24 protein-coding genes are annotated in these 26,611 nt (G+C 69.6%); 12 read left to right on the forward strand and 12 right to left on the reverse strand.

Annotated elements, in window-relative coordinates; all coding sequences use genetic code 11:
* Positions 1–130: 130 nt before the first annotated feature.
* Entirely contained in the window at positions 131–874 is a 744-nt protein-coding gene (locus IW248_RS06965; RefSeq protein ID WP_196926203.1) for an AraC family transcriptional regulator, read from the reverse strand.
* Between the two features lie 54 nt (positions 875–928).
* Between IW248_RS06965 and IW248_RS06970 the strand changes: the two genes are divergently transcribed.
* Entirely contained in the window at positions 929–2,074 is a 1,146-nt protein-coding gene (locus IW248_RS06970) for an MFS transporter (RefSeq protein ID WP_196926204.1), read from the forward strand.
* A 65-nt stretch (positions 2,075–2,139) separates the two neighbouring features.
* Here IW248_RS06970 and IW248_RS06975 read toward each other — a convergent pair whose 3' ends face one another.
* Positions 2,140–3,651 (reverse strand): RICIN domain-containing protein, encoded by a 1,512-nt coding sequence (locus IW248_RS06975; RefSeq protein ID WP_231396212.1) that lies wholly within the window; start codon positions 3,649–3,651, stop codon positions 2,140–2,142.
* 337 nt (positions 3,652–3,988) lie between these two features.
* Between IW248_RS06975 and IW248_RS06980 the strand changes: the two genes are divergently transcribed.
* Together IW248_RS06980 and IW248_RS06985 are read left to right on the forward strand one after the other, a co-directional pair.
* The gene (locus IW248_RS06980; protein WP_124817325.1) at positions 3,989–4,789 is read left to right on the forward strand and encodes a helix-turn-helix domain-containing protein; all 801 of its coding nucleotides are present in this window, start codon (positions 3,989–3,991) and stop codon (positions 4,787–4,789) included.
* A complete protein-coding gene (locus tag IW248_RS06985) occupies positions 4,780–4,971 on the forward strand; it encodes a DUF397 domain-containing protein (RefSeq protein WP_196926205.1) in 192 nt (63 codons plus the stop codon). Before IW248_RS06980 ends, IW248_RS06985 begins: the two co-directional genes overlap by 10 nt.
* 67 nt (positions 4,972–5,038) lie before the next feature.
* Here IW248_RS06985 and IW248_RS06990 read toward each other — a convergent pair whose 3' ends face one another.
* Positions 5,039–7,828, reverse strand: coding sequence for a M14 family zinc carboxypeptidase (locus tag IW248_RS06990; RefSeq protein WP_231396213.1), 2,790 nt, complete (start codon positions 7,826–7,828; stop codon positions 5,039–5,041).
* 187 nt (positions 7,829–8,015) lie between these two features.
* On the opposite strand from IW248_RS06990, the gene IW248_RS06995 reads away from it, so the two are divergent.
* Positions 8,016–8,372: an effector-associated constant component EACC1 gene (locus IW248_RS06995; RefSeq protein WP_231396837.1), complete on the forward strand. Its 357-nt coding sequence runs from the start codon at positions 8,016–8,018 to the stop codon at positions 8,370–8,372.
* Between the two features lie 57 nt (positions 8,373–8,429).
* Here IW248_RS06995 and IW248_RS07000 read toward each other — a convergent pair whose 3' ends face one another.
* Positions 8,430–9,773, reverse strand: a complete 1,344-nt coding sequence (locus tag IW248_RS07000) for a glycoside hydrolase family 18 protein (protein ID WP_196926208.1) — start codon at positions 9,771–9,773, stop codon at positions 8,430–8,432.
* 146 nt (positions 9,774–9,919) lie between these two features.
* On the opposite strand from IW248_RS07000, the gene IW248_RS07005 reads away from it, so the two are divergent.
* A complete protein-coding gene (locus tag IW248_RS07005; RefSeq protein WP_196926209.1) occupies positions 9,920–10,804 on the forward strand; it encodes a bile acid:sodium symporter family protein in 885 nt (294 codons plus the stop codon).
* Between the two features lie 58 nt (positions 10,805–10,862).
* On the opposite strand, the gene IW248_RS07010 is transcribed toward IW248_RS07005, so the two are convergent.
* Positions 10,863–11,282, reverse strand: coding sequence for a PPOX class F420-dependent oxidoreductase (locus IW248_RS07010; protein WP_196926210.1), 420 nt, complete (start codon positions 11,280–11,282; stop codon positions 10,863–10,865).
* A gap of 233 nt (positions 11,283–11,515) precedes the next feature.
* Here IW248_RS07010 and IW248_RS07015 point away from each other — a divergent pair, with 233 nt between their 5' ends.
* A complete protein-coding gene (locus tag IW248_RS07015) occupies positions 11,516–11,935 on the forward strand; it encodes a DUF2267 domain-containing protein (protein ID WP_196926211.1) in 420 nt (139 codons plus the stop codon).
* A gap of 141 nt (positions 11,936–12,076) precedes the next feature.
* Complete coding sequence (locus IW248_RS07020) at positions 12,077–12,970, forward strand: NAD-dependent epimerase/dehydratase family protein (protein WP_196926212.1); 894 nt, start codon at positions 12,077–12,079, stop codon at positions 12,968–12,970.
* A gap of 1 nt (position 12,971) precedes the next feature.
* Here IW248_RS07020 and IW248_RS07025 read toward each other — a convergent pair whose 3' ends face one another.
* The 6 genes from IW248_RS07025 to IW248_RS07050 all read right to left on the reverse strand — a co-directional run bounded on the left by IW248_RS07025 (position 12,972) and on the right by IW248_RS07050 (position 19,996).
* Complete coding sequence (locus IW248_RS07025; protein WP_196926213.1) at positions 12,972–14,075, reverse strand: glycoside hydrolase family protein; 1,104 nt, start codon at positions 14,073–14,075, stop codon at positions 12,972–12,974.
* Positions 14,076–14,211: 136 nt separating this feature from the next.
* Complete coding sequence (locus tag IW248_RS07030; protein WP_196926214.1) at positions 14,212–15,054, reverse strand: carbohydrate ABC transporter permease; 843 nt, start codon at positions 15,052–15,054, stop codon at positions 14,212–14,214.
* Positions 15,044–16,009 carry a carbohydrate ABC transporter permease gene (locus tag IW248_RS07035; protein ID WP_231396214.1) on the reverse strand — a complete coding sequence of 322 codons (966 nt, stop codon included), beginning with the start codon at positions 16,007–16,009 and terminating at the stop codon, positions 15,044–15,046. The genes IW248_RS07030 and IW248_RS07035 overlap by 11 nt, the downstream gene beginning before the upstream one ends.
* A gap of 10 nt (positions 16,010–16,019) precedes the next feature.
* Complete coding sequence (locus IW248_RS07040) at positions 16,020–17,294, reverse strand: ABC transporter substrate-binding protein (RefSeq protein WP_196926215.1); 1,275 nt, start codon at positions 17,292–17,294, stop codon at positions 16,020–16,022.
* Between the two features lie 12 nt (positions 17,295–17,306).
* A complete protein-coding gene (locus IW248_RS07045; RefSeq protein WP_196930078.1) occupies positions 17,307–18,932 on the reverse strand; it encodes an FAD-dependent oxidoreductase in 1,626 nt (541 codons plus the stop codon).
* Between the two features lie 20 nt (positions 18,933–18,952).
* Complete coding sequence (locus IW248_RS07050) at positions 18,953–19,996, reverse strand: LacI family DNA-binding transcriptional regulator (RefSeq protein ID WP_196926216.1); 1,044 nt, start codon at positions 19,994–19,996, stop codon at positions 18,953–18,955.
* 319 nt (positions 19,997–20,315) lie between these two features.
* On the opposite strand from IW248_RS07050, the gene IW248_RS07055 reads away from it, so the two are divergent.
* The 4 genes from IW248_RS07055 (at position 20,316) to IW248_RS07070 (ending at position 24,806) form a co-directional block, all read left to right on the forward strand.
* Entirely contained in the window at positions 20,316–21,344 is a 1,029-nt protein-coding gene (locus IW248_RS07055) for a glycoside hydrolase family protein (protein ID WP_196926217.1), read from the forward strand.
* 179 nt (positions 21,345–21,523) lie between these two features.
* Entirely contained in the window at positions 21,524–22,723 is a 1,200-nt protein-coding gene (locus IW248_RS07060; RefSeq protein ID WP_196926218.1) for a low temperature requirement protein A, read from the forward strand.
* Positions 22,724–22,881: 158 nt separating this feature from the next.
* Positions 22,882–23,778 carry an acetyltransferase gene (locus IW248_RS07065; protein WP_196926219.1) on the forward strand — a complete coding sequence of 299 codons (897 nt, stop codon included), beginning with the start codon at positions 22,882–22,884 and terminating at the stop codon, positions 23,776–23,778.
* Between the two features lie 77 nt (positions 23,779–23,855).
* Positions 23,856–24,806, forward strand: coding sequence for an alpha/beta fold hydrolase (locus tag IW248_RS07070; RefSeq protein WP_196926220.1), 951 nt, complete (start codon positions 23,856–23,858; stop codon positions 24,804–24,806).
* Here the strand turns inward: IW248_RS07070 and IW248_RS07075 are convergent.
* Positions 24,773–25,873: an aldo/keto reductase gene (locus tag IW248_RS07075; RefSeq protein WP_196926221.1), complete on the reverse strand. Its 1,101-nt coding sequence runs from the start codon at positions 25,871–25,873 to the stop codon at positions 24,773–24,775. The two genes, IW248_RS07070 and IW248_RS07075, sit on opposite strands and share 34 nt — an antisense overlap.
* A gap of 131 nt (positions 25,874–26,004) precedes the next feature.
* Between IW248_RS07075 and IW248_RS07080 the strand changes: the two genes are divergently transcribed.
* Complete coding sequence (locus IW248_RS07080; RefSeq protein ID WP_196926222.1) at positions 26,005–26,610, forward strand: TetR/AcrR family transcriptional regulator; 606 nt, start codon at positions 26,005–26,007, stop codon at positions 26,608–26,610.
* Position 26,611: the final 1 nt, after the last annotated feature.

Raw genomic sequence — 26,611 nt, forward strand, 5'->3', positions numbered from 1 at the left:
GTGCCGACCGTCGTCGTCACCGAACCCGGCCAGCCTGCGCCGCAGGTGGTGGGAACGCTGTCGTGATCCGGCCCGGTGGATGTCCGCTAACCGACCCGCGCGGCCTGGAGAAGGCGACGACGCCGTGCTGTTACCGGCGCTCGTGTCTGCCCGGGGTGTGCCCGAAGGCGCGCCGGAAGACGTCGATGAACGCGCTGGCGGAGGACCATCCACACTGATACGCCACGGCGGTGACCGGTACACCCTCGGCCAGCATCACCAGGGCACGGTGCAGCCGCAGTTGGGTACGCCACTGCGGGAAGGTCATGCCGAGGTCGGAACGGAACAGGCGCGACAGCGTACGGTCACTTCCGCCCACCTGTCTGCCGAGCGCGGCCAGGGTGCGGTTGTCGGCCGGGTCGGCGTACAGGATCGCGCAGAGTGCCTTCAATCGGGGCTCGGTGGGCGTGGGCAGGTGCACGGGCTGCGTGGCCGAGGTCCGCAACTGGTCGAGCAGGACGGCCCGCAGCCGCGCACGCGCGGGGCTGTCATCCTGGGGGGCGCGGGTGTAGGCGAGGATCAGCTCGCGCAGCAGCGGCCCGACGGCCAGCACTGTCGGCTCCGTCAGATTCAGCGGGTCCTCAGTCGCGGGCAGGCCGATCAGGTGCAGTTCGAGTGCGCCGTGGGCCTGGTGCTCGTGCGCGGTTCCGGTCGGCACCCAGATGGCGCGGCTGGCGGGGACGACCCAGGCACCCGCGTCGGTGGTGATGGCCAGCACGCCTCGGGCGGCGTAGACGATCTGATGGTCGTCGTGGCGGTGCACGTCGATCACGGACCCGGACGCCAACTGCTGGGCGCGAGTCGGCGCCACCGGCCGGTGGCGGATTCTCGTCATTGGTTGGCAGGTTATCGGAAGCCCGACAGGTCGGGAAGCGGCGAGCATGGCGGCGTGCGGAGAAACAGAACGATCATCTTGCTGTCCGTCGGGCATGGTTGCGTGGACGTCTACCAGGGCGCTGTGGCCGCGCTCGTACCGTTCTTCATCGCCGAGCGTGCCTACACCTACGCGGCGGCCTCCGGCGTGGTGCTCGCCGCCTCACTGCTCTCCTCGGTGGCGCAACCGCTGTTCGGTGCGCTGACGGACCGGTGGGCAACACCCTGGCTGTTGCCACTGAGCACGATCCTGGGCGGACTGGGAATCGCGTGCAGCGGGCTCACCGGTTCGTACCCGTTGACGCTGGCGTTCGTGGCCGTCTCCGGGATCGGAGTCGCGGCGTACCATCCCGAGTCCGCCCGGGTCGCGCGGATCGCCAGCGGCGGAAGCCACGCCGGCATGGGTTGGTTCTCCCTCGGCGGCAACCTCGGCTTCGCTGTCGCGCCCATCCTGGTCGCCGCCGTCGTCGCCAACGGCGGTCTGCGACTCACTCCACTGCTCGTGGTGCCGGCCCTCGCAGGCAGCGTGCTGTGCCTGCCCGTCCTTCGCGCGCTGCGCCCGACGACGGGGGCCGGTTCCGATACCCCGCGATGGGTCGGGACCGACGACAGGGCCTCGTTCGGCCGGCTGTCGCTGGCCGTGGTCTGCCGCTCCATCGCCTTCGCCGGTCTGAGCACGTTCCTGGCGCTCTACGCGCCGCAGCGCACCGGCGGGGGAACGTTTGCGGGAACGGCGGCGCTGGTGGTGCTCTACCTCGGTGGAGCGGTGGGTACGGTGCTGGGGGGCAACCTGGCCGGCCGCTGGGACCGGGTCACCGTGGTGCGCTGGTCGTACCTGCTGAGCGTTGCCGCCGTCGCGGGGGTCGTGTTCGTCCCCGGGCCGGCGTTCTATCTGTTCGTGGCGCTCACCTCGGCCGGGCTCTACATCCCGTTCTCGCTCCAGATCACCCTTGGCCAGGACTACCTTCCGACCCGTGTGGGCACCGCGAGTGGTATCACCCTGGGCCTGACCGTCAGCGTCGGTGGCCTGGTCAGTCCGTTCATCGGCGGTGTCGCCGACGCGACCACCCTCCAGGTGGCCCTGGCCCCGCTGATCGTGATGCCCGCGTTGGGTTGGCTGCTGTTCCGCACCCTCCCCGAGCCGCCCACGCCGAGGCGTTGAAGCACGCGGTGGGGGGGTGGCAGACCGTGCCGCACGGTCTGCCACCCCGCCTCGACGAGTCCCGGTCAGACCGCGGTTCTTGTCCAGCGCTGGTTGTTGGCGCTTCCGCAGGTCCACTGCTGGATGTCCGCGCCGTCTCCGGTTCCCGACTGGTACACGTCCAGACACTTGCCGCTGTGCCGGGCCACGAGCCGGAAGTTGCTACCCTGGGACTGCCATTGCCACTGCTGGTTTTGGCCGCTGCCGCACGTCCACTGGACGATGTTCGCGCCGTCTGCGGTGGAGGCGGAGGCGACGTCGAGGCACTTGCCGCTGTTCTGGTTGACAATGCGGAAGTAGCCGCTACCGGCGTCCTCGAAGCGCCATTTCTGGTTGCTGCCGCCCACGTAGCTCCACTGCTTGATCTCAGCGCTGTCGGCCGTGGACTGCCCGATCACGTCCATCGCCTTGCCGCTGTTGACGTTGTTGATCCGGTAATGGGTCCCCGAGGGCGGGGGCGTCGTCGGGCCGCCGCCGCCGATGGTGTCGCCATAGGCATAGCGGATCCGGTCGGCGCCAGAAGTGTTGCGGATGGTCAAGTTGAGATTGGTGCCGCTGCCACTGAGGGCGAACATCGAATACCAGTCGTGACCGGAGCCGGAGTTCTTGCCGCCGAGGGCGGGCCAGTAGGTGCCGCCCATCTGGTTGTCACGCATGACCTGAGCCATGGCACGGATGTGGCGCACGAAGTTGTCGGTGCTGTTCGCGTCGGCGTAGTTGAGGCCGTTGTCCATGGGCCCGCCGAACTCGGTCGCGACCGCGCGGGAGGCACAGTTGCCCAGGCGCGTCTGCATGTGACTTCGCCAGGCGTCGTAGGTCATCGCGCCGTAGAAGAAAGCGTAGTGGTGGAAGGACAGCAGCGTGCCGTTGAACCGGCTGTCGTTGCAGACGTCGCGCAGGTCCTGGCTTGCGCCGGTGCCGCCGATGAGCACCCGGCTGGGCACGGCCGAGTAGTGGGTGCTGAGCCAGGTGGCTGCGATGTCGCGCCACTGTGCCGAGCTGTAACCGCCCGGCTCGTTCATTGGCTCGAAGTACACGTTGGTGTTGGAGCCGTAGGCGCTGGTCACGCTGGACCACATCGTGTTCCACGCGGCGAGGTTCGCGATCCTCGCGCCGGAGTTATGGTCCGTCCAGAAGGCGAGGATGACCTTGAATCCACGGGCAGTGGCGGCGTCAATGGCGCCCCGGTAGGCGTTCCACCAGGTGGTGTTGGCCACTGTCTGAGTGTTGATGGGCAGCCGGACGGTGTTGATCCCCATGGTGGAGGCCATGTCGTCGTAGAGGGCGTTGGCCTTGGCCTGCACTGTCGCGTAGCTGTCGGACTGGCTCAGGCCCTGCACGACGAGCGGGCTGGTGCTGAAGTTGTCACCCAGTTGAGCCCAGTTCATGCCTCTGAACTGGCTGGTGGCGGCAGCAGCTGGGCCGGCGGTAGCGGTGATGGCGATTGCCGCCGCGGCAGCCGTGGTCGCCATCACCGCACTGGTGGCCACGAGCCTGGCCGTTCGCGACAGGGGGCGGCTGAACATGGCACGTCGCATATGCGTCGTCCTTTCTGTTGGGACTCGCCGGCCTGCGGTGTCCAGAGGTGGCACGTCATCGTCCGATCACATCGAAGCATATTTATACCATCCGGAGCTAGAGATGCCAGGAACGGACCGAGACGTTCAAGAACGCTCAGACTCGACCATCCGGCCGTCAGGCTTGGAGTACTGGACCGTCGACAACTCATGGCCTCGTCGTCCTCCCACCAGCCGCGTCGCTGCTGACGCTCCGCTGTGGAGACAACTACGCTAAGGCGAAGCTCACCGGATCGGATCGAGCTGGCGAAGCGTTCCACGCCGGGGTAGCGGCGTGAGTAGTTGTGGGGAGTACCGAATGGCCGACTTGCCGCACCCGCTCGCCGCGTTCATCGTCACCGAGATTCGCCGCGCCCGAGGGGCCTCCGGGATGACCCAGGATGCCTTCGGCCGGGGCGCGGGCTTCAGCGCCTCCCATGTCAGCGCGGTGGAGAGCGAGACGCGGGCGCTGACGTTGGACTTCATCAAGGGCGCCGACCGGGCGTTCAAGAACGGCGGGCTGTTCGAGCGCATGGTCGCGAAGCTGGGAGCGCCATCCTGGTTCCTGCCGTGGCTGGACGCCGAACGTGTCGCGACTCAGCTCCGGTCCTGGCAACCATCCCTGATTCCCGGCCTGCTCCAGACCGAGTACTACGCCCGAGCGGTCATTCGCTGCGACGACACGCTCAGCGATGAGGAAGTCGACAAGCGGCTTGCGGCTCGCCTCGACCGGCAGTCGATCCTCACTCAGCCGAAGGCCCCGCAATTCGTTGCGGTCATCGGGGAGGAGGTGTTGCGGCGGGCGGGCGAGGATTTTCGGGTGGTCATGGTCGGACAGATCACCCATCTATTGACCTTGGCCGAGCGCCCGAACATCAGTGTCCACATCGTGCCGTGTGACGTGAGCATGCACGCCGGGCTGACCGGTCCGTTCATCCTGGCCCGGGCCGCCGACGGCAATTGGGTCGGCCAGTTGGAGAACCAGCTTGGCGGGGCGGTCATCGACAACGACGATGACGTGGCTACGCTTCTGTCGAAGTGGGAGACCGTACGGAACGAGGCCCTACCTCGACGGCAGTCAACTGACCTGATGAAGGAAGTGGTGACGTCATGGACCTGATCGACGCTACGTGGCGCAAGTCCACTCGCAGCGGCTCCAGCGGTGGCGACTGCGTCGAGGTCGCTGACAACCTGCCCGGCATCGTGGGCGTGCGGGACTCGAAGGACCCCGAAGGGCCGGCGCTGGTCTTCGGGCCGGTGGCCTGGCGGGCCTTCGTCACCGAGGTCGCCCGGAAGCCCTAGCCTTTAGCACGAACGGAAGCGCCCGCCCCCAGCCGAGGGGACGGGCGCTTCGCTGTGCGGGGCTGCGTCAGCCGACAACCGACCGCAACGGCACCTTGGCGGCGTTCAGCGCGCGTACCAGATCTCTTGCGAACGGGTGTTCGTCGACCTGGAGTCCCTGGGGGTTCGGGATCACGACGTACGCCGAGCCGTTCTTCGCGGACGCCCGCGCGTCGGTGGTGAAGCGTTCGACGATCGCCCGGGTGCGGGGTAGGTCGCCGGCCGCCACCTGGATGGTGATCGGCCGCCAGCCGCCGCCCAGGTCCGGCGTCACCGGCGCGGCGGCGGCGCTGGCGCGCGCCGCGTCGGTGCCCGGCGTGCGTCGGGCGCTCGGCGGGTTCGGAGGGTAGAGCAACGCGTTGGCGACCAGGTGCAGACCATTTTCGTTGTACGCGCGGAAGAGCGGATTGAACGCGAACAGCACCGCCCGACCGGCGCCGGTCGGCTCGTCGACGACGGCCGCGGTGCCCTTCAGCGTCTCCGCCCCGACTGTGTAACCGTTGGCCCAGAAGCTGTCATCCGTCGGGTAGGTGAGCACGTTCGTCCCGGTGGTGCTCGGGGTGAGGATCGGGTCGCTGTTGTTGAATTCGAAGTCCTCCGCCGGTCGACCCAACGCCACCGGGCTGTCCTTGTCGACATCGACGCGCAGGTGCGAGCCGATCACCAGATAGTCCGCCGGCTTGGTCTTCTCCGTGGTGGAGGTGAGCCCGGCGGCACGTGCCACGCGGGTGCCCTCGTTGCGCAGCCCGAGGTAGGTGTGGCCCTGGCCGATCCAGTCGCGCAGGTTGGCCTGCCCGGCGGCGGTCAGACCGCCGGTGGCGCTGCTGCCGTCCGGCACCAGCAGCACGGTACGCCCGGTGAACGCCTCGGTGTTGTCGTTGATGTCGGCAGTGGTGACCGGTTTCAGGTCGAGCCCCCACCGCTTGCCGAGCACGTAGCGGGCCTCGCCGTGCGAGCCGGAGGTGGTGGAGATGCCGGTGCCCTGGAACAACCCCACGTCCGGCAGGTCGAGGCGGGTGCCGGCGGGCTTACCGCCCGGGGTGAGGGTGACCCCCAGGGATTGGGCCAGCCCGTCCACGGTCCGGCTCACAGTGCCTGCCGGGATGGCGACAGTGCTGGTCGTGAGGTCGCGGACCAGGGGCACGCCACGGCCGAGCAGAGTGAAGGTGAACTCCGCGGCGGCGGCCGAGTCGAGCGGGTACGTGTACGAGCCCCAGGGCCACGCCGCGCCGGTGCGACCGCCGGAGACCTTGCGGACCAGTTCGGCTCTCGGCCGGACGGTGTCTCCGGTGTAGATGGTGTTGATGCCCATGAGCAGTGGGTTGCTCCAGGACGACACGTCGTAGAAGTACGGGAACGGGACGTACGGGTCCTCGCCCATGATCGCCTGGATCCAGTGCTTCTGCGGCTGGTCCATCGGGATCCAGTACGCGCCCTTGGGCACCGTCACGTTGGTGGCGCTGCGCCCGCCGAAGACCCGGGCGGTGGGCACCCGGGTGGCCTTCTGCACCTCGTACACCTCGACGTCCATCCGGCGCAGCCGCTCGACGAGTTGGCGGACGTCGGCGAGTTGCCGGTCGGGCAGCAGGAAGTACGAGCGGATGGTGAGGTCCGGCACCGGGAACTGGACCTCGTTGGTGGGCTGCACCACCTCGTTCGGTTCGAGGGTGCCAGCCCTGCCCTGGGCGAGCGCGTCGGTCCAGATGTCGAAGTAGCCGTCCAGCACCTCGCGCTTGTTCGCGGCGGCCCAGCCGAGCGTCGACCACTGGGTGTGGAACTGCTGCTGGACCCGGTCGGCCACGGCCGACGCGCTGCCCTTCTCGTACGTCATGCCGGCCGCGCCGAAGCCGGTGGTCGGCACGGTGTCGCCGTAGCCCATGAAGAACATGTCGTACGTGTCGTAGTTGAAGTAGCACTCGGTGAAGGCGGTCTCGTCGCAGGCCCCGTTGAAGCCGAAGCCGGCCTTGTTTGCCTCGCCGATCCGGTTGATCCAGTCCACCGCCTCACCGGCGATCTCGTGGTGGATCGGGTCGGCGTTGGGCGGGAAGAAGTACTGCCGGCCGCCCATCTCGTGTGCGTCGACGAAGACCTGCGGCGGGTAGCGGCGCAGCAGTTCGAGCTTGCCGTCGGTCTCCTGCTGGGTGCGGGCGAACCAGTCCCGGTTCAGGTCGAAGCCGAACTCGTTCTGCCGACGGGTCGCGTCGCGGCCGTCCGGGTTCTGGGTGGGGACGATGATGGTGACCAGGTTGTCGTTGCGCTGGGCGACCGCGCAGGACAGGCCCGCCGCCAACTCGTACAACGTCTTGAGGGCCGCGTCGGCGCCGCTCTTCTCGCCGCCGTGCACGTTCGCGGTGACCCAGACGATGGCCGGGCTGTCCTTCGCCGTCCGGGCGGCCGTCCGCGCGCTGGTCCGCCGTGGGTCGCGTAGGTCCCGGACGTCGTCGGCGATCTCGCGTAGCGCGGCGGGCCGCACATGGCGTTCGTTGGACACCACCGCGTACGGCAACGGCTGGCCGAGCACGCTCGTGGTCATCACGCCGGTGACGACCCGGTTGGAGGCACGATCGACGGCTCCGAGGTAGGTCCGGACCTCGTCGTTGGTGACGACCCGCTCCTGTCCCGCGCCGAGCGGGAAGCCGAGCACATTCTCCGGAGTGGGCACCGTGCTCAACCGGGCGGTCGGGTCGTCGCTGCACCGGGAGGGCTGGGCGGCGCTCGCGGCCGGTGTGCCGCCGAGCAGGGGAGTCATGCCGAGCAGGAGCGTGATCGTGGCGGCACTCGCCAGCCGCCTGGCGGGGGCCATCCGGAACGGACGCATCGATGGGGCCATGAGTCGTGTTTCCCCTCTCGGGAACAACCTCGCAGTGGCCGGAGCCTATGAACCGCCGATACGGCGGTCAAGGGTTGATCGATATTGTTGACTACGCGGCGTGCCGGTCCCGACGCGGACTGGCAGGATGGTGGCGTGGGCTTGTCGTCGTCTGGGAGGAGGAGACGTGCCGGAGATGATCACGCTCTCGGTCGATCCGGATCTTCCGTCCGCCGATGCTCGGCGGTCGCTGGCGTCCTGGCTGCGCGCCGAGGAGCGGCTGCGGGAGGGGGTGACCACGACGGCCCCCGAGGGAATGTCGGCGGACCGCCCGGACGTGCTGCGGGTGGCGGCCGGCGACGCGGGCACCGCCATGGTGCTGGTGCAGTCGATCGCCGGTTGGCTGACCCACCGCCGCGATGATGTGACGGTGAAGCTCACCCGGCCCGACGGATGGTCGGCCGAGGTGGACGTACACCGGGCTCGGGACATGGACCAGGTGACCGCGCTCATCGAGGCCGCGGTGCGCGCGGTTACACCTTCGAAGAAGTAGACGGCCCGCCGCCGGCCGAGAGGTCGGCCGGCGACGGGCCGGGTGGCACACGTACGGCTACCAGGTGGTCAGGCCGAGGCCGATCGTCTTGGTCAGCGTGGCGTTGTCGTCGTCGCCGTCGAGCGACCAGATCATGGCGCCGGCCAGGCCGGCCCGTCGGATGTAGAGCGTCTTCTGCAACACGACAGCCGGATCGTCGTACGTCCAGAGCGTCGTACCGTCGAACAACCAGGCGTGCCCGGCGCGCAGGTCGCGGTGCACTGTGTAGCCGTTACCGGCCAGGGTCTTCAGCAACTTGTAGTCCTCGTACCCGGCCTCGAAGGTGGCCGGAGCGGGCCCGGTGGCCGGCTGGAACAGGCCGTTGCCGCCGCCGGTGATGCCGGTCCAGCCGCGACCGTAGTAGGGGATGCCGAGGACGAGCTTGTCCCTCGGCGCGCCACGGGCGATCCACCCGTCGATGGCCACCTCGACGGAGAAGTCCGGGTTGTCCGGGGCGCCCGTCGGGACGCGAAGCGCCGACTGCTGGTTGGCCCGCGCGTCCCAGCCGCCGTGGAAGTCGTACCCCTGCACGGTGGCGAAGTCCAGGTACTTGAAGATCTTGCGACCCTCGTAGCCGGCGTCCATGGTGGCCGGGCTGGCCGGCAGGAACGCGGTCAGCGGGTGGTGCGCGCGGGTCGTGCGCCCGTACCCGTCGAGCTGCCGGCGGAACTCGGCGAGCAGCTTGGTGAAGTTCTGCCGGTCCTCCGGGCGGATGACGTTGCCGGGCTCACCCTCCCAGTTGGGCCACTCCCAGTCGAGGTCGATGCCGTCGAAGACGCCGGCTGCGGCGCCCGGGCCGCCGGCGGCGCCGTCGCCGCCGGGCAGGTTCCCCTTGAGGTAGAGGTCGATGCAGGACGTGACGAACGCCTTGCGGGAGGCGTCGGTGCGGGCGGCGTTCGAGAAGTACGTCGACCAGCTCCAACCGCCCAGTGAGATCAGCACCTTCAGCTTGGGGTGCTTGGCCTTGAGCTTGGCGAGCTGGCCGAAGTTGCCGTTGAGCGCCTGACCCGGGGCGTCCGCGACACCGTCGACGCTCTCCTCGGCCGGGACGGGGCGCTGGTAGTCGGCCCAGGCGTCGCCCTCACCCGGCCCGCCGTCCACGTAGCACCGGCCGTCCTCGCTGACGTTGCCGAAGGCGTAGTTGAGGTGGGTGAGGCGGCTCGCCGCTCCGGACGTTTCGAGTTTCTTGACCGGGAAGGCCCGGCCGTAGATGCCCCACTGGGTGAAGTAGCCGACCCGGTGGTAACCGGTGCGGTGCTGGTGGTTGTCACCGGCGCTGGCGGCGGTGGGTGGAGCGGCGGTGACCAGCACTGTCGCCAGGGCGGCGACGGCGGTGAGACGGCGGTGGCGGAATGGTCGCATCGGCACACTCCCACGAGACAGCAAGCAGAATTAGTAAAGAGACTTATCTGATTGATGAAGTTAAGCCGATCACCGTCCGGGGTCAAGAGCCGCCCAGCCAGATGGGGGATTGTGACGGCGTTACCGGGTGGTAACGATGTTGTGCCATGGACTCCGCCGTGACTCTGATCGGACTACCCGTCGCCCTCGGCATCATCATGCTCGGTCTCGGTCTCGGACTGACCATGGCGGACTTTCGCCGGGTGGCCGACCATCCACGAGCCGCCGTCATCGCACTGGTGTGCCAGGTGCTGGTGCTGCCGGCGCTCTGCTTCTGCCTCGTCCTCGCGTTCGACCTGGCGCCCGAGCTGGCCGTCGGCATGATGCTGCTGGCCGCATCACCCGGCGGCACCACTGCCAACCTCTACAGCCACCTGTTCGGCGGGCACGTGGCCCTGAACATCACCCTGACCGCCATCAACTCGGTGCTCGCCGTGTTCACCCTGCCGATCCTGGTCAACCTGTCGGCGGCGTACTTCCTGCCCGACGGGAGGAGCATCGGCCTGCAGTTCGACAAGGTGCTCCAGGTCTTCGCCATCGTGCTCGTCCCGGTCGCGATCGGCATGCTCATCCGGGCGCGGATGCCGCACCTGGCCGAGCGGCTGAACCGCCCGGTCCGGATCCTCTCCGTCGTCGTGCTCGTCGCGGTGATCGCCGGCGCGGTGCTCGGCGAGCGGGAGAACATCGCCGACTACTTCGTCTCGGTCGGCCTGGCCGTGCTCGCCTTCAACCTGCTCAGCCTCGCCATCGGGTACGGGGTGCCGCGCCTCGCCGGTGTCGACCGGAACGCCGCGACGGCCGCCGGGTTCGAGATCGGCATCCACAACAGCACCCTGGCCATCACGATCGCGCTCAGCCCGGCGCTGCTCAACAGCACCCAGATGGCGATCCCGGGCGCCGTCTACGGCATCGTCATGTTCTTCACCGCGGCGGCCTTCGGCTACCTGGTGACCCGCGTCGGCGCCCGGTCCGCCACCGCCCTGACGCCCTGACGGCCCCGCTCTGTCGCCCTGACGGCTGCCGTCAGGGCGACAGGGCAGGCGGCACCGGTCAGCCGACCTGGTTGTTGTCCTTCTGCGCGCCCCAACCGTGCCAGCGGTCGATCTCGATCAGGGCGCTGACCCGGGCACGTTCCCGCCGTGGGTACGCGTTGCCCGTGTAGTGCTTCGACAACCTGTCGATGTCCGCCAGGCCCTCGTCGGGGCGCAGCTCGGCGACGTGCCCGATGATGCTGACGTGGGTGTACCAGCCGGCCTCGTCGAGCACTGTGAGGGACACCCGCGGGTCGTTGCGGACGTGCTCCAGGCGGCGGCGGCTCTCGTCCATGTTCACCAGGATCCGGCCGTCCTCCCACAGGTACCAGGTGGCGGCGGACACCGGCTGGCCACCATTGCGAAGGGTGGTCATGACGGCGGGGTTCGGCTTCTGGAGCATGGCGACCGCGGCCTCGGGAAGCGGTGGCTTGGACATGAAGTCTCCTCGTCGCGACAACGTTTACCCCTGCACGTTACGCACCCGCCGGCCCGCTCCGCTCCGAATGGGGCGCATGGCGGGCCGAGGTCGGCGGTGGTCGTTGATGTACGTCACGGTCGCCGTGGTGGGGCTGCGATTCGCCCGATGGGGATGAGGCACTGTCACCCCCCGTCCCAGGAGGCTGTCGAGGTACCACTTCACTCGGCGCTCGGGCCGGAGAGGGGAATCAGGTGGAGTACGAGGATTTCGTCAACGCCGTGGCCACGCGGGCAAAGGTGTCGACCGACCAGGCGGCGACACTCACCCGCGCCACGCTGGAGACATTGGGAGATCGGATCAGCGCCGGCCAGGCTGAGAGCATCGCCTATCAGCTTCCCGGAGGGCTTGACGATCACTTGCGTAAACCGCCACCGCTCAGAAGGGAGGAACATGCCAGATCGTTCGGGCTCGACGAGTTCGTGCGGCGGGTGGCGGACCATCCCGCCATCGATCGTGCGCTCGCCGGTGCCGGGGTCAGCGCGGTGCTCACCACGCTACGTGAGGCTGTTTCCCGTGACGAGTTCGAGGACGCTGTGGCCCAGCTTCCGAAGGAGTTCCGGCAGGTGATCGAACCGGTGGGTGCCGGTGACAGGCAGCGCCGCGGCTCGTAGCTTGAGGAGTTCCTCGCCGTTTCTGTCAGCTCACCTTCGGGGTGGCGCGGGAGGTCCCGAGGGTCTGACGCCCATTCGTCGGTCGCGGGTCGGTCCGCACCCACGTCCGGGGCGTCGCGCCTCGCCGGAGAAGATGTCAGCATGAGCGAATCCGCACTCCCCAGGCGTGTCGTCGTCACCGGCGCCACCGGCAAGCTCGGCCGTGCCGTGGTCGCCCACCTGCGCGCCGTGGGCGTCGACGTGCTGGCGGTGGACCGCGCCGGCGGTCGTGACCCGCGCGACGTGAACGGCGAGTTCCTGCTTGTCGACCTGACCGACTACGGGCAGGTGGTGGAGGCGTTCACCGGGGGCGCCGACGAGCACGCGGGCGGCGTCGACGCGGTCGTGCACCTGGCGGCGGTCCCGGCCCCCGGGCTGATGTCGAACGCGACCACCTTCGCGAACAACTCCGCCGCGACGTACAACGTGTTCGCCGCCGCCCGGGCCGCCGGAATCAAGCGGGTCGTGTGGGCGTCGAGCGAGACGGTGCTCGGGCTGCCGTTCGACACCCCGCCGCCGTACGCGCCGGTCGACGAGGAGTACGCGCCACGGCCCGAGTCGACGTACTCGCTGAACAAGGCCCTGGAGGAGGAGATGGCCCGGCACTTCTGCCGGTGGGACCCGGAGTTGGTCATGGTGGGTCTGCGCTTCTCCAACGTCATGGACGTCGAGGACTACGCGCCGTTCCCCTCGTTCGACGCCGACCCGCAGCTGCGCCGGTGGAACCTGTGGGGCTACATCGACGCCCGCGACGGTGCCCAGGCGGTCGAGCGCGCGCTCGCGCACGACCAGCCCGGTGCCGACGTCTTCGTCATCGCCAACGCCGACACCGTCATGACCCGGTCCAGCGCCAGCCTGATGGCCGAGGTCTACCCGGGCGTCGAGATCCGTAAGGAGCTGGGTGAGCACGAGACGTTGCTCAGCATCGACAAGGCCCGCCGGGTGCTGGGGTACGAACCGCAGCACTCCTGGCGGGACCACGTCGACGTGCTGTAGGTCAGCGCGCCGCCTGGTAGGCGCGGCCCACGGCGGTCGCGGTGCTGCCGGTACGGAACAGGCCGGTCTGATCCTTGTCGGTGGCGGGCAGGCCGAACCACGCGTACCGCTGTAGCCAGGACAGGCCACCCAGCATCCGGGTGGCCGCGGTGAGGAAGGCGGCCTGCTGTGCCTGGGTGGGGAAGCGAACGCCGTTGGAGAAGTCGATCAGGGCGAACTCGGTGAGCCAGATCGGCAGCTTGTACCGGTCGTGCACGCCCTGGAGGTACGACTTGAGCTGGTTGACCGCGTTGGCGGTGGTGAAGTCGCCGCCGTACCAGTGCAGGGCGATGAAGTCGACACGGTAGCCGCGCTGCTTCGCCCCGGCCATGAACCGGTCGAGCCATTCGCCCGGCCGGTCGCCGCCCCAGGCCACCGCCGGGCTGCCCAGCGGAAGGCCGGTGGCCTGCAACTGCGGCCACAGCTCCAACGCCTGCTCGACTGTCATCTCCGCCTGACCCTTCAGGTCCGGCTCGTTGAACCCGAGCAGGTGGCGGCCGTTCTTCTTGGCCTGTTGCAGATTGGCGGCGGTGACGCTCTTCGCCCCCCAGATCATCGGGACGAACTCGGTGCCCGTCGGGCTGGTGACGCCCGAGTGGGCCACGTCCCAGGTGTAGTACCAACTCGCCCCGGAGTTGGCCAGCGCCTGGCTGACACCGTCGAAGGTCCACACCCCGACGCCCTTGCGCTTCGAGGTCACCGCCGGGGCGGCCGGAGCGACCGGACGCCCGGTTGTCGGCTTCGCCGTCGGCGTCGGCGTCGGGGTCGCCCCCGCCGGGCTCGTCGTGGCGGCGGGCGTGGTCGGGCTGGGTGCGCCGGGTTGCGGGCTCGCGGGCGGCGGCGTGTCGAGCGCCTGCGTCGCCGCCGGGGCGGGCGTCGGCCCGGTCGGTTGCACCACCACGATCACACCCGTCACCAGTACGGCGACCACTGCCGCCACGACGAGTGGCCACAGCAGCCGCCGTGCACCGATGGGAAGGCGGCCGAGCAACCCGCGTCGGGGGTCCGCGTGAGCGCCTCGGTTTCCCCTCGCGGCGTCCGCTTCACCCTGGCCGGTTGCGCGCATCGTCTCGACTCCTCGTGTGTGGTCGCAGCACTACTCAATGCTGCGGTGGCGGGGAAACCCGCCAACGCCTCACCTCAGGAGACTCGCCGGCCGTACCCGGATAACAGTTTCGTCGCTCGGAGCGACACCCGATGGATCATCCTTTCAGGCCGGTGTGGGCGAGGCCCTCGATGAACTGCCGTTGCGCGATGACGAACACCACAAGGACGGGCAGCGCCGTCATCGAGGCCGCCGAGAGTTGTACGTCCCACATCGGGCCGCCGTACGCGTCGACGAACTGGGTAAGCGCCTGCGGCAGGGTGAACTTCTCCGGGGTGGACAGGAAGACGATCGGCTCCAGGTACAGGTTCCAGCTGTGCAGGAAGGTGAAGATCGCCACCGCGCCGAGGGCCGGGCGGGCCAGCGGCAACGCGATCCGCCAGAAGGTCGCCAGCCGGCCCAGCCCGTCCACCCGGGCGGCCTCCTCCAACTCGCTGGGCAGGGTGATGAAGAACTGCCGCATGATGAAGGTGGCCAGCACACTGGGCGCGCCGAGCGTCGGCACCAGGATCAGCGGCCAGTGGGTGTCGATCAGGCCGACCGAGTTGAACATCTGAAACAGCGGCACGATGGTCACCTCGCTCGGGATCAGCAGGCCCACCAGCACCACCAGGAAGAGCGCGTGCTGACCGCGGAACCGGATGCGGGCGAACGCGTAGCCGGCCAGCGACGACACCGCGAGGGTGCCGACGGTGACCACCGCGGCGATGTACGCGCTGTTGAGGTACTGCTGGGCGAACGGTTGCAGCTCGAACACCCGCCGGTACGCCGAGAAGCTCAGCTCGGTGGGGATCAGCGACGGGGGGAACGCGAAGATGTCGCTGACCGGCTTGAACGACGAGGTGACCATCCACCAGGTCGGGAAGACGAACGGGATCGCCAGCAGGCAGATCAGCCCATAGATCGCCACCCGGGCCCGCAACGACCGCCTATTGTTCATGGAAGACCCACTTCCTGCGCATCCGCCACTGCACGACGGTAAGCGTCAGCACGATCAGGAACAGCAGCACCGACAGCGTCGACCCGTACCCGAACTGGTGGAACTGGAAGGCCTGCTGGTAGAGGTAGTAGACGAGCACTGTGGTCGAGGTGCCCGGTCCGCCCTGGGTGAGCACGGCGATCTGGGCGAAGACCTGTAGTGCGCCGACCACTGTGATGATCGAGGTCAGCAGGATGGTCGGGCTGATCAGGGGCACGGTGATCCGACGGAACTGGGTCCACCGGCTCGCGCCCTCGACCCGGGCCGCCTCGTAGAGTTCGGCGGGGACGCCCTGCAACGCGGCGAGGAACAGCACCATGTTGAGGCCGACGTTCTTGACCACCTGGACGACGATCACCGACAGCAGCGCGGTCCACTCGCCGCGTAGCCAGTTGGGGCCGTCCAGGCCGACCGCGCCGGCCACCCCGTTGACGCCACCGTTGTCCTGGAGCAGGAAACCCCAGACGATCGTCCAGGCGACAAGCGAGACCACCACAGGTGAGAAGAACAGCGTCCGGAACACCACAGTGCCGCGCAGCCGCTGGTTGAGCAGGACCGCGAGCAGCAGGGCCAGGGCGAGGTTGAACACGACAAGGCCCACGGAGAAGAACAGCGTGCTCCGGAGCACGCCCGGCAGCTTCGGGTCGTCGATCAGCTCGCGGTAGTTCTCCGTGCCCACGAAGTCGAAGGTGTCCGCGAGCACGTTCCACTCGTGCAGGCTGTACCAGACCACCAGGCCCAGCGGCAGCAGCACGAAGAGGGCCGTGCCCACCAGCTGTGGGGTCACGAAGAGCAGGCCAGCCAACTGGTCACGCCGACGACTGGTCCACCACCCGCGTCGCGGCGACCCCGTCGCGCCGCCCGGGGCGGGCCGGGGCTCAGCCCGACCCGCCACGTCGTCCATCAGGACCGGCATCGCTGATCCCCTACTTCGCCAACAGCGGGTTGATCGCCGAGCAGACCCCGTCGAGCACGGCCCGCACGTCCGCGTCGGCCTTCCACATCGGGTCCAGCGCCGACCGCACGGCCTGGCTCAGCTCGGCCTGCCCGGTGTGGTTGGGCTTCACCACCCCGTTGGCGATCCCGTCGATCACCACGCTCTGCAACTGCGCCGGCTTGAGCAGGGGATTGGTCTTGGCCAGCGTCGCGGCGGTGAGCAGCGGGGTACGCGGCGGCGGGAAGAACTGCGCCAGCTTGGCGGAGTTGGCGGGATTGGTGAGGAAGGCCAGGAAGTCCGCGGCGGCGTCGGCGTGCTTGCCCTTCTTCAACACACCCATGCCACCCTGACCGATCACCGAGTAGGCACCCTTCGGGCCGGCCGGCAGCGGCACCAGGTCCCAACCGAACTTCTGCTTCTCCAGCAGCGAGGCCCGCGAGATCTGGGTGATCGTCATGCCGGCCTCGCCGGCGAAGAAGTCGGCGGCGGTACCCGGGCCGGGCAGCGCCTTCGCGGTGAAGATCGCCCGGTGCAGGAAGGTCATCGCGTCGACCATCTCGGTGGCGTTGAAGCCGCAGGTCTTCCCGTCCGCGCTCCACGCCTGGGCGCCCCAGCCGGTCCAGATCGTGGAGAGGTTGTCCCAGCCCTTGTAGTCGAAGTCCCGTACCACCAGGCCCGCCTTGCCCGTTCCGGCGGCCACCGCCGAGGCGGTGGTCACCGCGTTCTCCCAGGTCCAGGCGTTGGTGGCGATCAGCTCGGCGGGGCTCTTCGCGCCGGCGGCCTTGACCAGGTCGGTGTTGACGAAAATGCCGAACGGTGAGGTGGAGAAGGGGTAGCCGTAGAGCTTGCCGTCGGCCTGCCACAGCTTGGTCGCGGCCGGCGCCAGCTCGTCGAAGGCGTACCCGTCGGTCTTGCGCAGGGTCTCGTCCAACGGCAGCAGCGCGCCGGAGGAGACGAAGTCGGGAGCCGCGTTCTCCAGGACCCAGGCCAGGTCGGGCGGGTTTCCGCCGGCGATCTGGGTGGTCAACGTGGTGGTGTAGCTCTCGAACGGGATCGGGTCGAACGTGATCTTCGCGATGTTGGGGTGGCTGCTCTGGTACTCCGCCGCGATCTCGTTGAACAGCTTCAGGTGTGCCTCGTTCGCCGACCAGGTGGTCATCCGCAGCGAGACCGGGCCGTCGGAGTCGGCGCTGTCGCCGCCGCCGCACGCGCTCAGGCCGAGCATCGCGGCGAGCGCGACGACGGCCGTCAACCGTTTCCTCATCAGGGTTCTCCCTCAGTAGCCGGCGATGTCGGGCCAGCGCAGCTCGACGCCCTCGTCGGCGAGGCGGTTCTGGAATTCGGCCAGTAGGCCGGGGGTGTAACGCACCGCGCGGGGAGTGACCCGGCGGGCCAGGCAGAAGTCCGCGAGCAGACCGGCGACCTCGCCGATGTTCCACTCCACGGGGTGCAGGCGGTACGAACCGTTGGTGATGTGGGTGGTGCCGATGTTCTTCCCGGCGGGCAGCAGGTTCTCCACCCGTCGGGGGATCAGTGCGCCGAGTGGGATCTCGAAGGGGCACGAGGCCACGTCGACGTAGTTGTCCCCGCCCGTGGACGGGTGCAGGTCGATCCGGTACATGCCGACGCCGACCGCGTCCGGGTAGCTGGCCGCGCCCTTGTCTCCGCGTACCGCCAGGGAGAGGTCCTGCTCGACGACCGTGTACTCGGCGCGGATGCGCCGCGCCTCACGGATGTACGGGGCCTGGGCCAGACCGCTGTGCGCGACGTCGCCGCCGGTGCTGATGCCGCCGGTGCCGGTGACGTCACCGCGCAGTCGCAGCCCGGGGAAGCCGGTCCCGCCGTCGGCGCGGGGCGCCTCGGTCTGCAGCCAGTAGAGCACCGACAGGGAGAGTTCCCGGGCCGCGGCGATCTGGTGGGCGGGGTCCGGCACGTCGATCAGCGGCTGTTCGAAGTAGTCGATCATCGGCCAGTTGACCAGGCAGATGTCGCTGTCGTAGCTGCCCGGGACGAAGCTGCGCCGAGCGGCGATCCGGCGGAACGTCCACAGGTTGCCGTCGCCCGGACTCAGCCGTTGGTCGGCCATCACCAACCACGGGTCGTCGTCCGGGTTGGGGGTGAAGCTGCGCTCGGAGATCTCCAACGTGCGCGGGTTGGGTGAGCGGAAGGAGAGCATCCGGTCGCCCCAGAACGGCGGTTGGTACGCCCGCCAGAAGTCGTACCGGGCCGGCCGGTCGATGGTGTGGTCACCGTCGACGTGGTCGACCGCGAAGCAGACCGAGAACGCCTGCATGTTCTCCGGCTGCGCCTCGTCCGGCGCGCTCGGCTCACCGGTCTCGCCCCGCGACTCGAAGCCGGTGACGTACTCGGTGCCGGTCAACGGCAGCAGTTCGCCGGTCTCGGTGGCGTCCAGCACGTACGGTGCGACGACATGCACCTGTTCGCCGCTGTCCCGGTGCGCCAGGGTCACCCCGGTCACCCGGTCGCCGTCGGTGTCGGCCCCGACCGGCAGGTACGGCTGGAGCAGCCGCAGCCGGCCGGCTCCCCGGTACGGCGCGAGCATCGCCTCCAGCACCGCCACCGCGACCCGTGGCTCGTGGCAGAGCCGGCTCACGTGCCCGGCCCCCGGGTTGAGCGCGGTGGCCTGGCGGGCCCGGTCGGTGAGCGGGTAGTAGGCGCGGTAGTAGTCCCGGATGCCGTCGCGCAGCCTGCGGTAGCTGGCGGTGACACCGAACTGCTCGACCCAGGAGTGCTCGTCGGGCGGTACGGCCTGGCTGGTGAGCTGACCGCCGAGCCAGTCGTACTCCTCGCTGAGCACCACCGAACGGCCGGCGCGTAGCGCGGCGAGGGCCGCGGCGACGCCACCGAGTCCGCCGCCGACGATCAGAACTTCGGCCTGCATCTCTGGCAAGAGCTGTCCTTTCACGGGGTCGCCTTCGGCGGCGCGAGGGTGGCGCCGTCGACGGGCTGGCAGGGCACCAGCCGCTGCGGCACGGTTTCCGGGTCCGCCTCCAGCAGCCCGGTCAACACCTCGACGGACTGCCACCCCATTTCCCGGCGGGGGATGCGGAAGCCGGTGAAGTCGATGTCGGTGCTGGCCGGTCGGGTCGGGTCGCCGAGCGCCAGGATGGACAGATCACCGGGGATGTCCAGCCCCCGTTCGCGGGCGAGTTGGGCGATGGCCACACCGTCGGCGTACTCCTCGACCACCGCCGCCGTGACGCCCGCCGCGAGCAGGGCGTCGAGTAGTTCGGCGGGGGAGCGGTCGGTGGTCGGCAGGTGCCGCAGCGTGTGTCCGGCCTCGTCGAGCGCGGCCCGGAAGCCGCGCATCCGGTCGGCGTGCGACTCGGGGCCGGCGCCCTGACCCAGATAGGCGAGCGCGGTGTGACCCGCGGCCAGCGCGCGGCGTACCACGGTGGCGGTGGCGGTCGGGTAGTCGGCGCCGACGTACGGCACCGGCCCGCCCGCGTCGTCGCGGCGGCCGACCGACACGAACGGCTGGCCCTCGGTGACCAGCCGGGTCAGCTCGTCACGGTCCAGCGACCGACCGAGCAGGACGCAACCGTCGGCCAGGCGGAGCCGGTTGTCGTCGTGGAAGATCCGCCGCCGGCCGCCCGCCACCACCGGGGCGCTGGTGAGCAGCAGCAGGTCACAGCCGAGCCGCTCGGCACACTCCTCGATGCCGACCAGGAACGGGTGGTAGAAGTCGCCGGTGCCGGTCGGAAAGACCGGCTCGTAGGTGAACACACCGAGGATGCGGTTGTGCCGTGCGGCGAGCCGGCGGGCGACCGGGTCGGCGACGTAACCGGTGGTGCGGATGGCGTGCAGGACCCGCTCCCGGGTTTCCGGGGCGATCCTGACGTTGCCGTCGTCGCGGCCGTTGAGCACCAGCGAGACGGTCGCCTGGCTGACGCCGGTCATCCGGGCGATGTCGTGCTGGGTGACTCGCCTGCGCGAACCAGTCACGTTCCGTGTCCAATCGTTACCGGGGTAATACGCATTAGCGTCGGTGAGGTGAAATGGTGCGGCGCACCCGGCGCCGCCGTCAAGACCTTCGGGCAGAGAAGTTCTGTCGACGAAAGCCGCTCGATAATTCGTATTAGCACCTTGACGGTCGACTGCGGACCCGGCCAGACTCGTCGATGACGACCCCGGGTCACCGGCCAGGCAGTCAGATCACCCACAGTGACGCTGGCTGCGTCCTCGTCCGTGCCTCCCGGCCGCCGCCGCGCCACCACCCACGCTCCGCGATCGACGAGCGTCCCCTCACGATCGGAGACACCAGATGGCACACGCGTACCCGAATCCGCCCGCCGGCCGACCCGGCGAGCTGAGCCGACGAGGGCTGTTGCGCGGTGCGGCGCTGCTCGGCGCCGCCTCCGCCGCCGGCGGCGCCGGCACCCTGCTCCAGGGCACACCGGCACTGGCCGGGCCGGCCGGTTTCCCCAGCTACCGGTACGTCCGCGACGCGTTCGACAGCCCACTGGCGTACAACCCCACCGGCGAAACGATCTTTCCCTGCGTACGCGGGGTCTACGACAAGATCACCGGCGCGAAGGGGCGCTACTACCTCTACTACGCCCCGCACGACGCCCCCGGCGGGATCTGCCTCGCCTACGCCGACCGGCTGGAAGGCCCCTACACCGAGCACCCCGGCAACCCCATCGTCGACCGGGTGCTCCCGAGCGCGACGGTCAGCCACGTCTCGTCGCCGCACGTCGTCTGGAACGCCTCCAGCAGGGAGTTCTTCCTCTACTTCCACGGGGAGAACACCACCACCCGGGTGGCCCGGTCCCGAGACGGCATCACCTTCAGCGACGAGACGCCGATCCTGAGCACCAGGCTCGTACCGAACACCACCGAGACGTCGTACGCCCGGGTCTTCGAGCACCGGGTGACCGGGCTGGCCAACAAGTACGTGATGCTCTACATGGGAGCGCACACCGTGCGGCCCGGCACCCGGAAGATCTTCTGGGGTTGGTCGCCGAACGGCTGGGACCAGTGGCAGTTCGCGCCGCAGCCGCTGATCTCGCCGGCCGGCGACGGCCTGAGCGACATCTCCGCACCGCACCTGCTCACCCGCAACGGCACCGCGTACGTCGTCTACCACGGTGGTGACGGGCGGATGCACCTCACCGAGGTCGGCAACGGCTTCGACCGGGAGGTGCATCTCGGGGTGTTCCACAGCCCGATCGCCTCCGACAACGGTCGGGTTGCGTCGCCGAGCTTCGGCACCGACGGCGGCGTGGGCTACATGATCTACGAGGCTGGTCCACGCCTGGACGCCAGGATCTGCGTGGCCCGGGCGGTCTGACCGGCCCGGTATCCGCCATCAGCGACGAGGGCCCGATAAAGATGGATAAAGTACGCGGATAGGGGTTCAGGCGGGCCCGGTCGGTGAAGGAGGCTCGGGGGACGATGGCAGCGGAACAGCGTCACCACAGTGGCGTGCCCGTGCCGGCGGCCCTGGCCGGCTGAGCTGTCTCGCCGTCCGTGCTGAGGCGCACCGAGTTCTTTCGTGGGCTCGGGGACAGCAGGAGCCCTCGCTCGGCGACCGTCCTGGAACTGCTGTTCGACATCGTCTACGTCTTCGCGCTCGCCCGCCTCGCCGGGCGGGTCGCGGACGACCTCACCATCGTCCGGCACACGCTGCTGTCCGAGGCGGGCCAGACCGTCCTCTTCTTCACGGCGATGTGGATGATCTGGTCGCTCAACGCCCTGCTGGCGAGCACCTACGACCCCCGACGCTCCGATCTGCAGGCCGTCCTGCTGGCCACGATGTTCGGCACACTGGTGCTGGCTGTGACGTTGCCGCAGGCCTTCGGCCAACGCGGCGTCGTCTTCGCCTGCACCTACGTGATCATCCAGGTCGGCCGACCACTCTTCCTGGCGTTCGCCCTGCGGGGCCACCCGGTGCACACGTTCTCGCTCCGGGTGCTGACCTGGCACCTGGCGTCCAGCGTGCTCTGGATCAGCGGCGCCATCAGTGGTGGTCTCGGTCGAGGCATCTTCTGGACCATCGCCCTCGCCATCGAGATGATCGGCGCCGCCACCACCTACCCCCTTCCCCGCATGGGCGGGAGACCGCTCAACAGCCTGGGGGTCACCGTCTCGCAGGAGCATCTCGCCGAGCGGTACAACCAGTTCTTCATGATCGCTCTCGCCGAGGTGGTGCTCGAAGCCGGCGCCGCAGTCAGCTTCCCGGGCTTCTCGACCGCGGGAACCATCACCCTCGTCGCCTCGTTCGTGGCGGTCGTCTCGTTCTGGCGGATCTACTTCTACCACGTCAGGTCCGGCCGTGCGTCGACCCCGAGCGGCGAGGGGGTCCAGCTGTCCCGGTGGGCGAGCTACAGCCTGCTGTTGATCGTCGGTGGCATCATCTGCACCGCCGTCGGCTTCGGGCAGGTCATCGAGGATCCGCACCCGCCGATCGACTGGGCTCTGGTGGCCATCATCTTCGGCGGCCCGGTGCTGTTCCTGATCGGGCGCAGCACCCTGGAGCGGGCGAGCAACACCACGCCGCGGTGTCGGGTGCTGTACTTCGGCGTCCTGGCGCTGGTCGTGGTGGCCCCGGCGATGGTGCTGCTCCCGCCGGTCGCCGTGGCGGCCCTCGCGGCGGTGATCCTGGCCGCCATCACCGTGTTCGACCAGCGGGCACACAAGCGTGGGTCGGAGACCAACCCGACGCTGTGACGATCCATTGCGAACCAGCGACCAGCCCGCGTATGGTCGTCGGGCACGCCGTCGAGCTGGAAGGAGGTCAGAACAATGTCCGATGTTCTGCGCCCCCTCCGCGCTCCGGCGTCCGCGCGGATCTGATCCGGGGCGCGCGCTTCCCGGAGGACCCAGCCATGACTGATCTCGTCATCCGCCCGCTCGTCGCGGGCGAGGAAAACCTGTTCGACTCCATGCCCGATCCGCTGCCCCAACTGCGCCAGGTCGCGTACGCCGACGGGATCGCCGGCGGTGGCTACCGGCCCGAGACCACCTGGGTCGCGTTGCGCGCCGGCCGGTTGGTGGGCCGGGCCGCCTGGGTCCTCCCGCCGGGTGCCATCGGCGCCCCGTGGTTGGAACGGTTCGACCTGGACGCCGAGCCGGAGGTGGGCGCCGAGCTGCTGCGCGCCGCCCACGAGGCGCTGGGCGGTCCCGGTCTGTACTACGCCGCGCTGCCGGCGCACTGGCGACGCAGACCCGAGGTGCTGGCCGTGGTGCGGGCGCCCATGGAGGCCGCCCGGCTCGCCGGCCTGGTCGAGCGGGGCGAGCGGCTCCGCTGCTCCTGGACCGGCACACCCCTGCCCGCGTCGTCCGGCCGGTATGACTTCCGTCCGCCCGTCGACGCGGCTGAGATCAACGCCCTGGTCGCCCGGATCGCCGAGCCGGACGTACTGACCGGCGTCGAGAACGCACTAGCGGTCGGGGGCGTCGACCTGGCCACCGACCCGCTGGCCTGGCTGGGCGACGCCACCGAGGAGTGGCGCGTCGCGGTGGACGCCGGTAAGCCGGTGGGCCTGGCCGGAACGGCCGGCGATGCCTGCTTCCCACTGCTCGCCTATCTCGGCCTGCTCGACGAAGCGGCGCGGCCCGAGCTGCTGGCCGAAGCCGTCCGGGTGCTGGCCGCCGGCGGTGCCCGCGAGGTCATCGCCGACGTCGATTCCCACCGCGTGGCGGTGCTGGCGGAGCTGGAGCGGACCGGCTTCCGGCAGTTGCGCTCCCGGGTCGTCTTCGCGCCGCCGAACAGCCAGGAATAGCTGACCGGATGCGCCCCCGGTCACCCGGGCGCACCCCCTCGGCCAGCGTCGAGCGTGGCCCCTGTCAGCATCTGACCATGCCGGAGATCATCGCGCTTCTCGTCGGCGGGTTGGCGCTCGTCGGAGCGGCGGTCGCCGGGCTCTATCTCTGGCCGCTGGGCCGCCGAGGGCTACGGGTCGCGCCGGCCCGGCCGCTCGACTTCGACACGGCCACCCGTGCCGCCGAGGCCATCATCGCCGCCGAGGCCGCCGATCCGGAGATCCGGCCGGAGTCGCGCAGCCGCCTGCTGAGCCACGGTTCCCGTACCGGCCGGGCCGTGCTGTTGCTGCACGGGTACACCCTCGCGCCCGAGCAGTACGCGGGGCTGGCCGAGGAGTTCTTCGACCGGGGGTACAACGTCTGGATTCCCCGGGCTCCCCAGCACGGGACCGTCGACCGGAGGGCCCACCACCGGGTCGAGGCCGGTGAGCTGACGACGTACGCCGCGCAGGGCTGGGCCGTCGCTGCGGCTCTGGGAGACGAGGTAGGCGTCGTGGGGATCTCCGGCGGCGCCGTGCTGGCCGCCTGGCTGGCCCAGGTGCCCGGCAACGTCGTACGGCATCTGTTGTTGCTCTCGCCGTTCTTCGGCCCGAACCCGCGGCAGGCGCCGGCCTACGCGGTCAGGCCGCTCATCGTGTTGTACGGGCGCCGCGTCCTCCCCGACCGCGTCACGTCGCGCGGATACTCCCTGGCCGCCGTCACCCAGTACCTGACGATCGCGCGTACGCTGCCGAATCCGCCCCGGCGGACCGGTCTGCGGACCGCGGCGGTCGCGATCAGCCCTCTCGATGCTGTGGTGGACCTCAGGGCGGCGGTCCAGGTGCCGCGCCGGATCGCCGACGCGAACGGGGTGCCGCTGCGGGTGTGCGCCCTGCCGGAGGGCTTGGGCGTCGAACACAACACCCTCAACCTCGGCGTCGACGGCGACGAGTGGCGTCGGCGGTACGTCGCGCTCTACGAGGGCGAGGCGGCGCCGTTGAACACCTGAGGGGCGTAGCCGGCCGGCTTGTCGCCGATGCCGAGGCCGGGGCTCACCACCCAGGACTGGTACTGCGCTGTGAACATGGAGTAGAGCAGCGGGACCTTCGGGGCGCTGGCCTCGTCGAGCCGGCGGCGGGCGTCGGCCGGGATCTCGAAATCGAGCGCCCCGAAGTTGCTGGCGAGCTGTTCGGGGCTGCTCGCCCCGATGACCACCGAGCCGACCGCTGGCTGGGTGGCCACCCAGTTGATCGCCACCTGCGCCATGCTGCGACCCAGATCGGCGGCCACGCTCTCCAACGCCTCGATCACCTGCCAGTCGCTGGGGCTGATCTCCCGACCCGCGGCGTCGGGGTTCGTCAGACGGCCGGTTCCGCTCATGCCCTCGCTGGTCCGCCGGTACTTGCCGCTGAGCAGACCCCCGCCGATCGGGCTCCACGCGGTGAGCCCCATGCCCAGGGCCTGGGCCATCGTCACGTGCTCCGCCTCGATGTCACGGCTGACCAGGGAGTACGGCAGCTGCACGTTGATCATCGGGGCCAGCCCGTGCGCCTCGGCGTAGCTCTGCGCCCGAGCCGCGTACCAGGCTGGTACGTCGGAGAGCCCGGCGTACCGGATCTTGCCGGAGCGCACCAGGTCGTCGAGGGTGTGCACGACCTCCTCGACCGGGGTGATCCGGTCCCAGGTGTGCAGCAGGTACAGGTCGATGTAGTCGGTGCCGAGCCGGCGCAGCGACGCTTCCACGGCCCGCATGATGTGCTTGCGACCGTTGCCGCTGGCGTTCGGGTCGGTCGGGTCGACGGTGTTGGTGGCCTTGCTGGTGAGCACGAGCCGCTCGCGTACGCCGGCCCGGTCGATCAGGCGGCCGAGGATCTTCTCGCTCTCCCCGGCGGTGTAGAAGTCCGCCGTGTCGATGAAGTTCCCGCCCGCCTCCAGGTACTGCCGGAAGATCGGCTCGGCCTCCTCCTCGGTCTTGCCGTACGCGGCGTGGAAGCCGTCGACGCCGAAGTTCATCGTGCCGAGCGCCAGCCGGCTCACCCGCAGACCGGACCGCCCGAGCAGGTAGTAGTGGTTCATCGTTGCGTCCTCCCGATCGTGGTGTCGGCCCGCTGTGGGCCGGGCGTTCCCGACCTTTGCTCGGCAAAAATGGACCTGCAAGTCCAAAAGCCGAGGTAGGGTCGGACCGCAGGTCCAGATCAGGAGGTTTCATGACACGGGCGTTGACCCGCAAGGGCGAGGCGACCCGGGCGCGGATCGTCGCCGGCGCGGCCGCCGAGATCCGCGAGCGCGGCGTCGACGAGGTACGCCTCGAGGACGTGATGGCCCACACCGGCACCAGCAAGGGCCAACTCTTTCACTACTTCCCCGACGGGAAGGAGGGGTTGCTCCTCGCGGTGGCCCAGCACGAGGCGGACCAGGTGCTCATCGACCAGGAGCCGATGCTCAGCAACCTGACGTCCTGGCCGGCCTGGCTCGCGTGGCGCGACCGACTGATCGAGCGATACCTCGCGCAGGGGGTGAAGTGCCCCCTCAACGGTCTGCTCGGCCAGACGGGCCGGCGGGCGCCCGGCGCGCAGGCGATCGTGACCGGGCTCATGTGGCGCTGGCAGAAGGCGATCACCGAGGGCATCCGGCACATGCAGTCGACCGGCGACATCGCCCCCGACCTCGACGCCGACCGGGCCGCCGCGGCACTACTCGCCGGCATCCAGGGCGGTGTGCTGCTGCTGCTCTCCACCGGAAAGATCGACCACCTCGAAGCCGTCCTCGACCTCACCATCGACTCGCTGCGGGCGGGTGCCCGAGCGGCCTGAT

It is taken from the genome of Micromonospora ureilytica (genome assembly GCF_015751765.1).
Lineage (GTDB): Bacteria > Actinomycetota > Actinomycetes > Mycobacteriales > Micromonosporaceae > Micromonospora > Micromonospora ureilytica.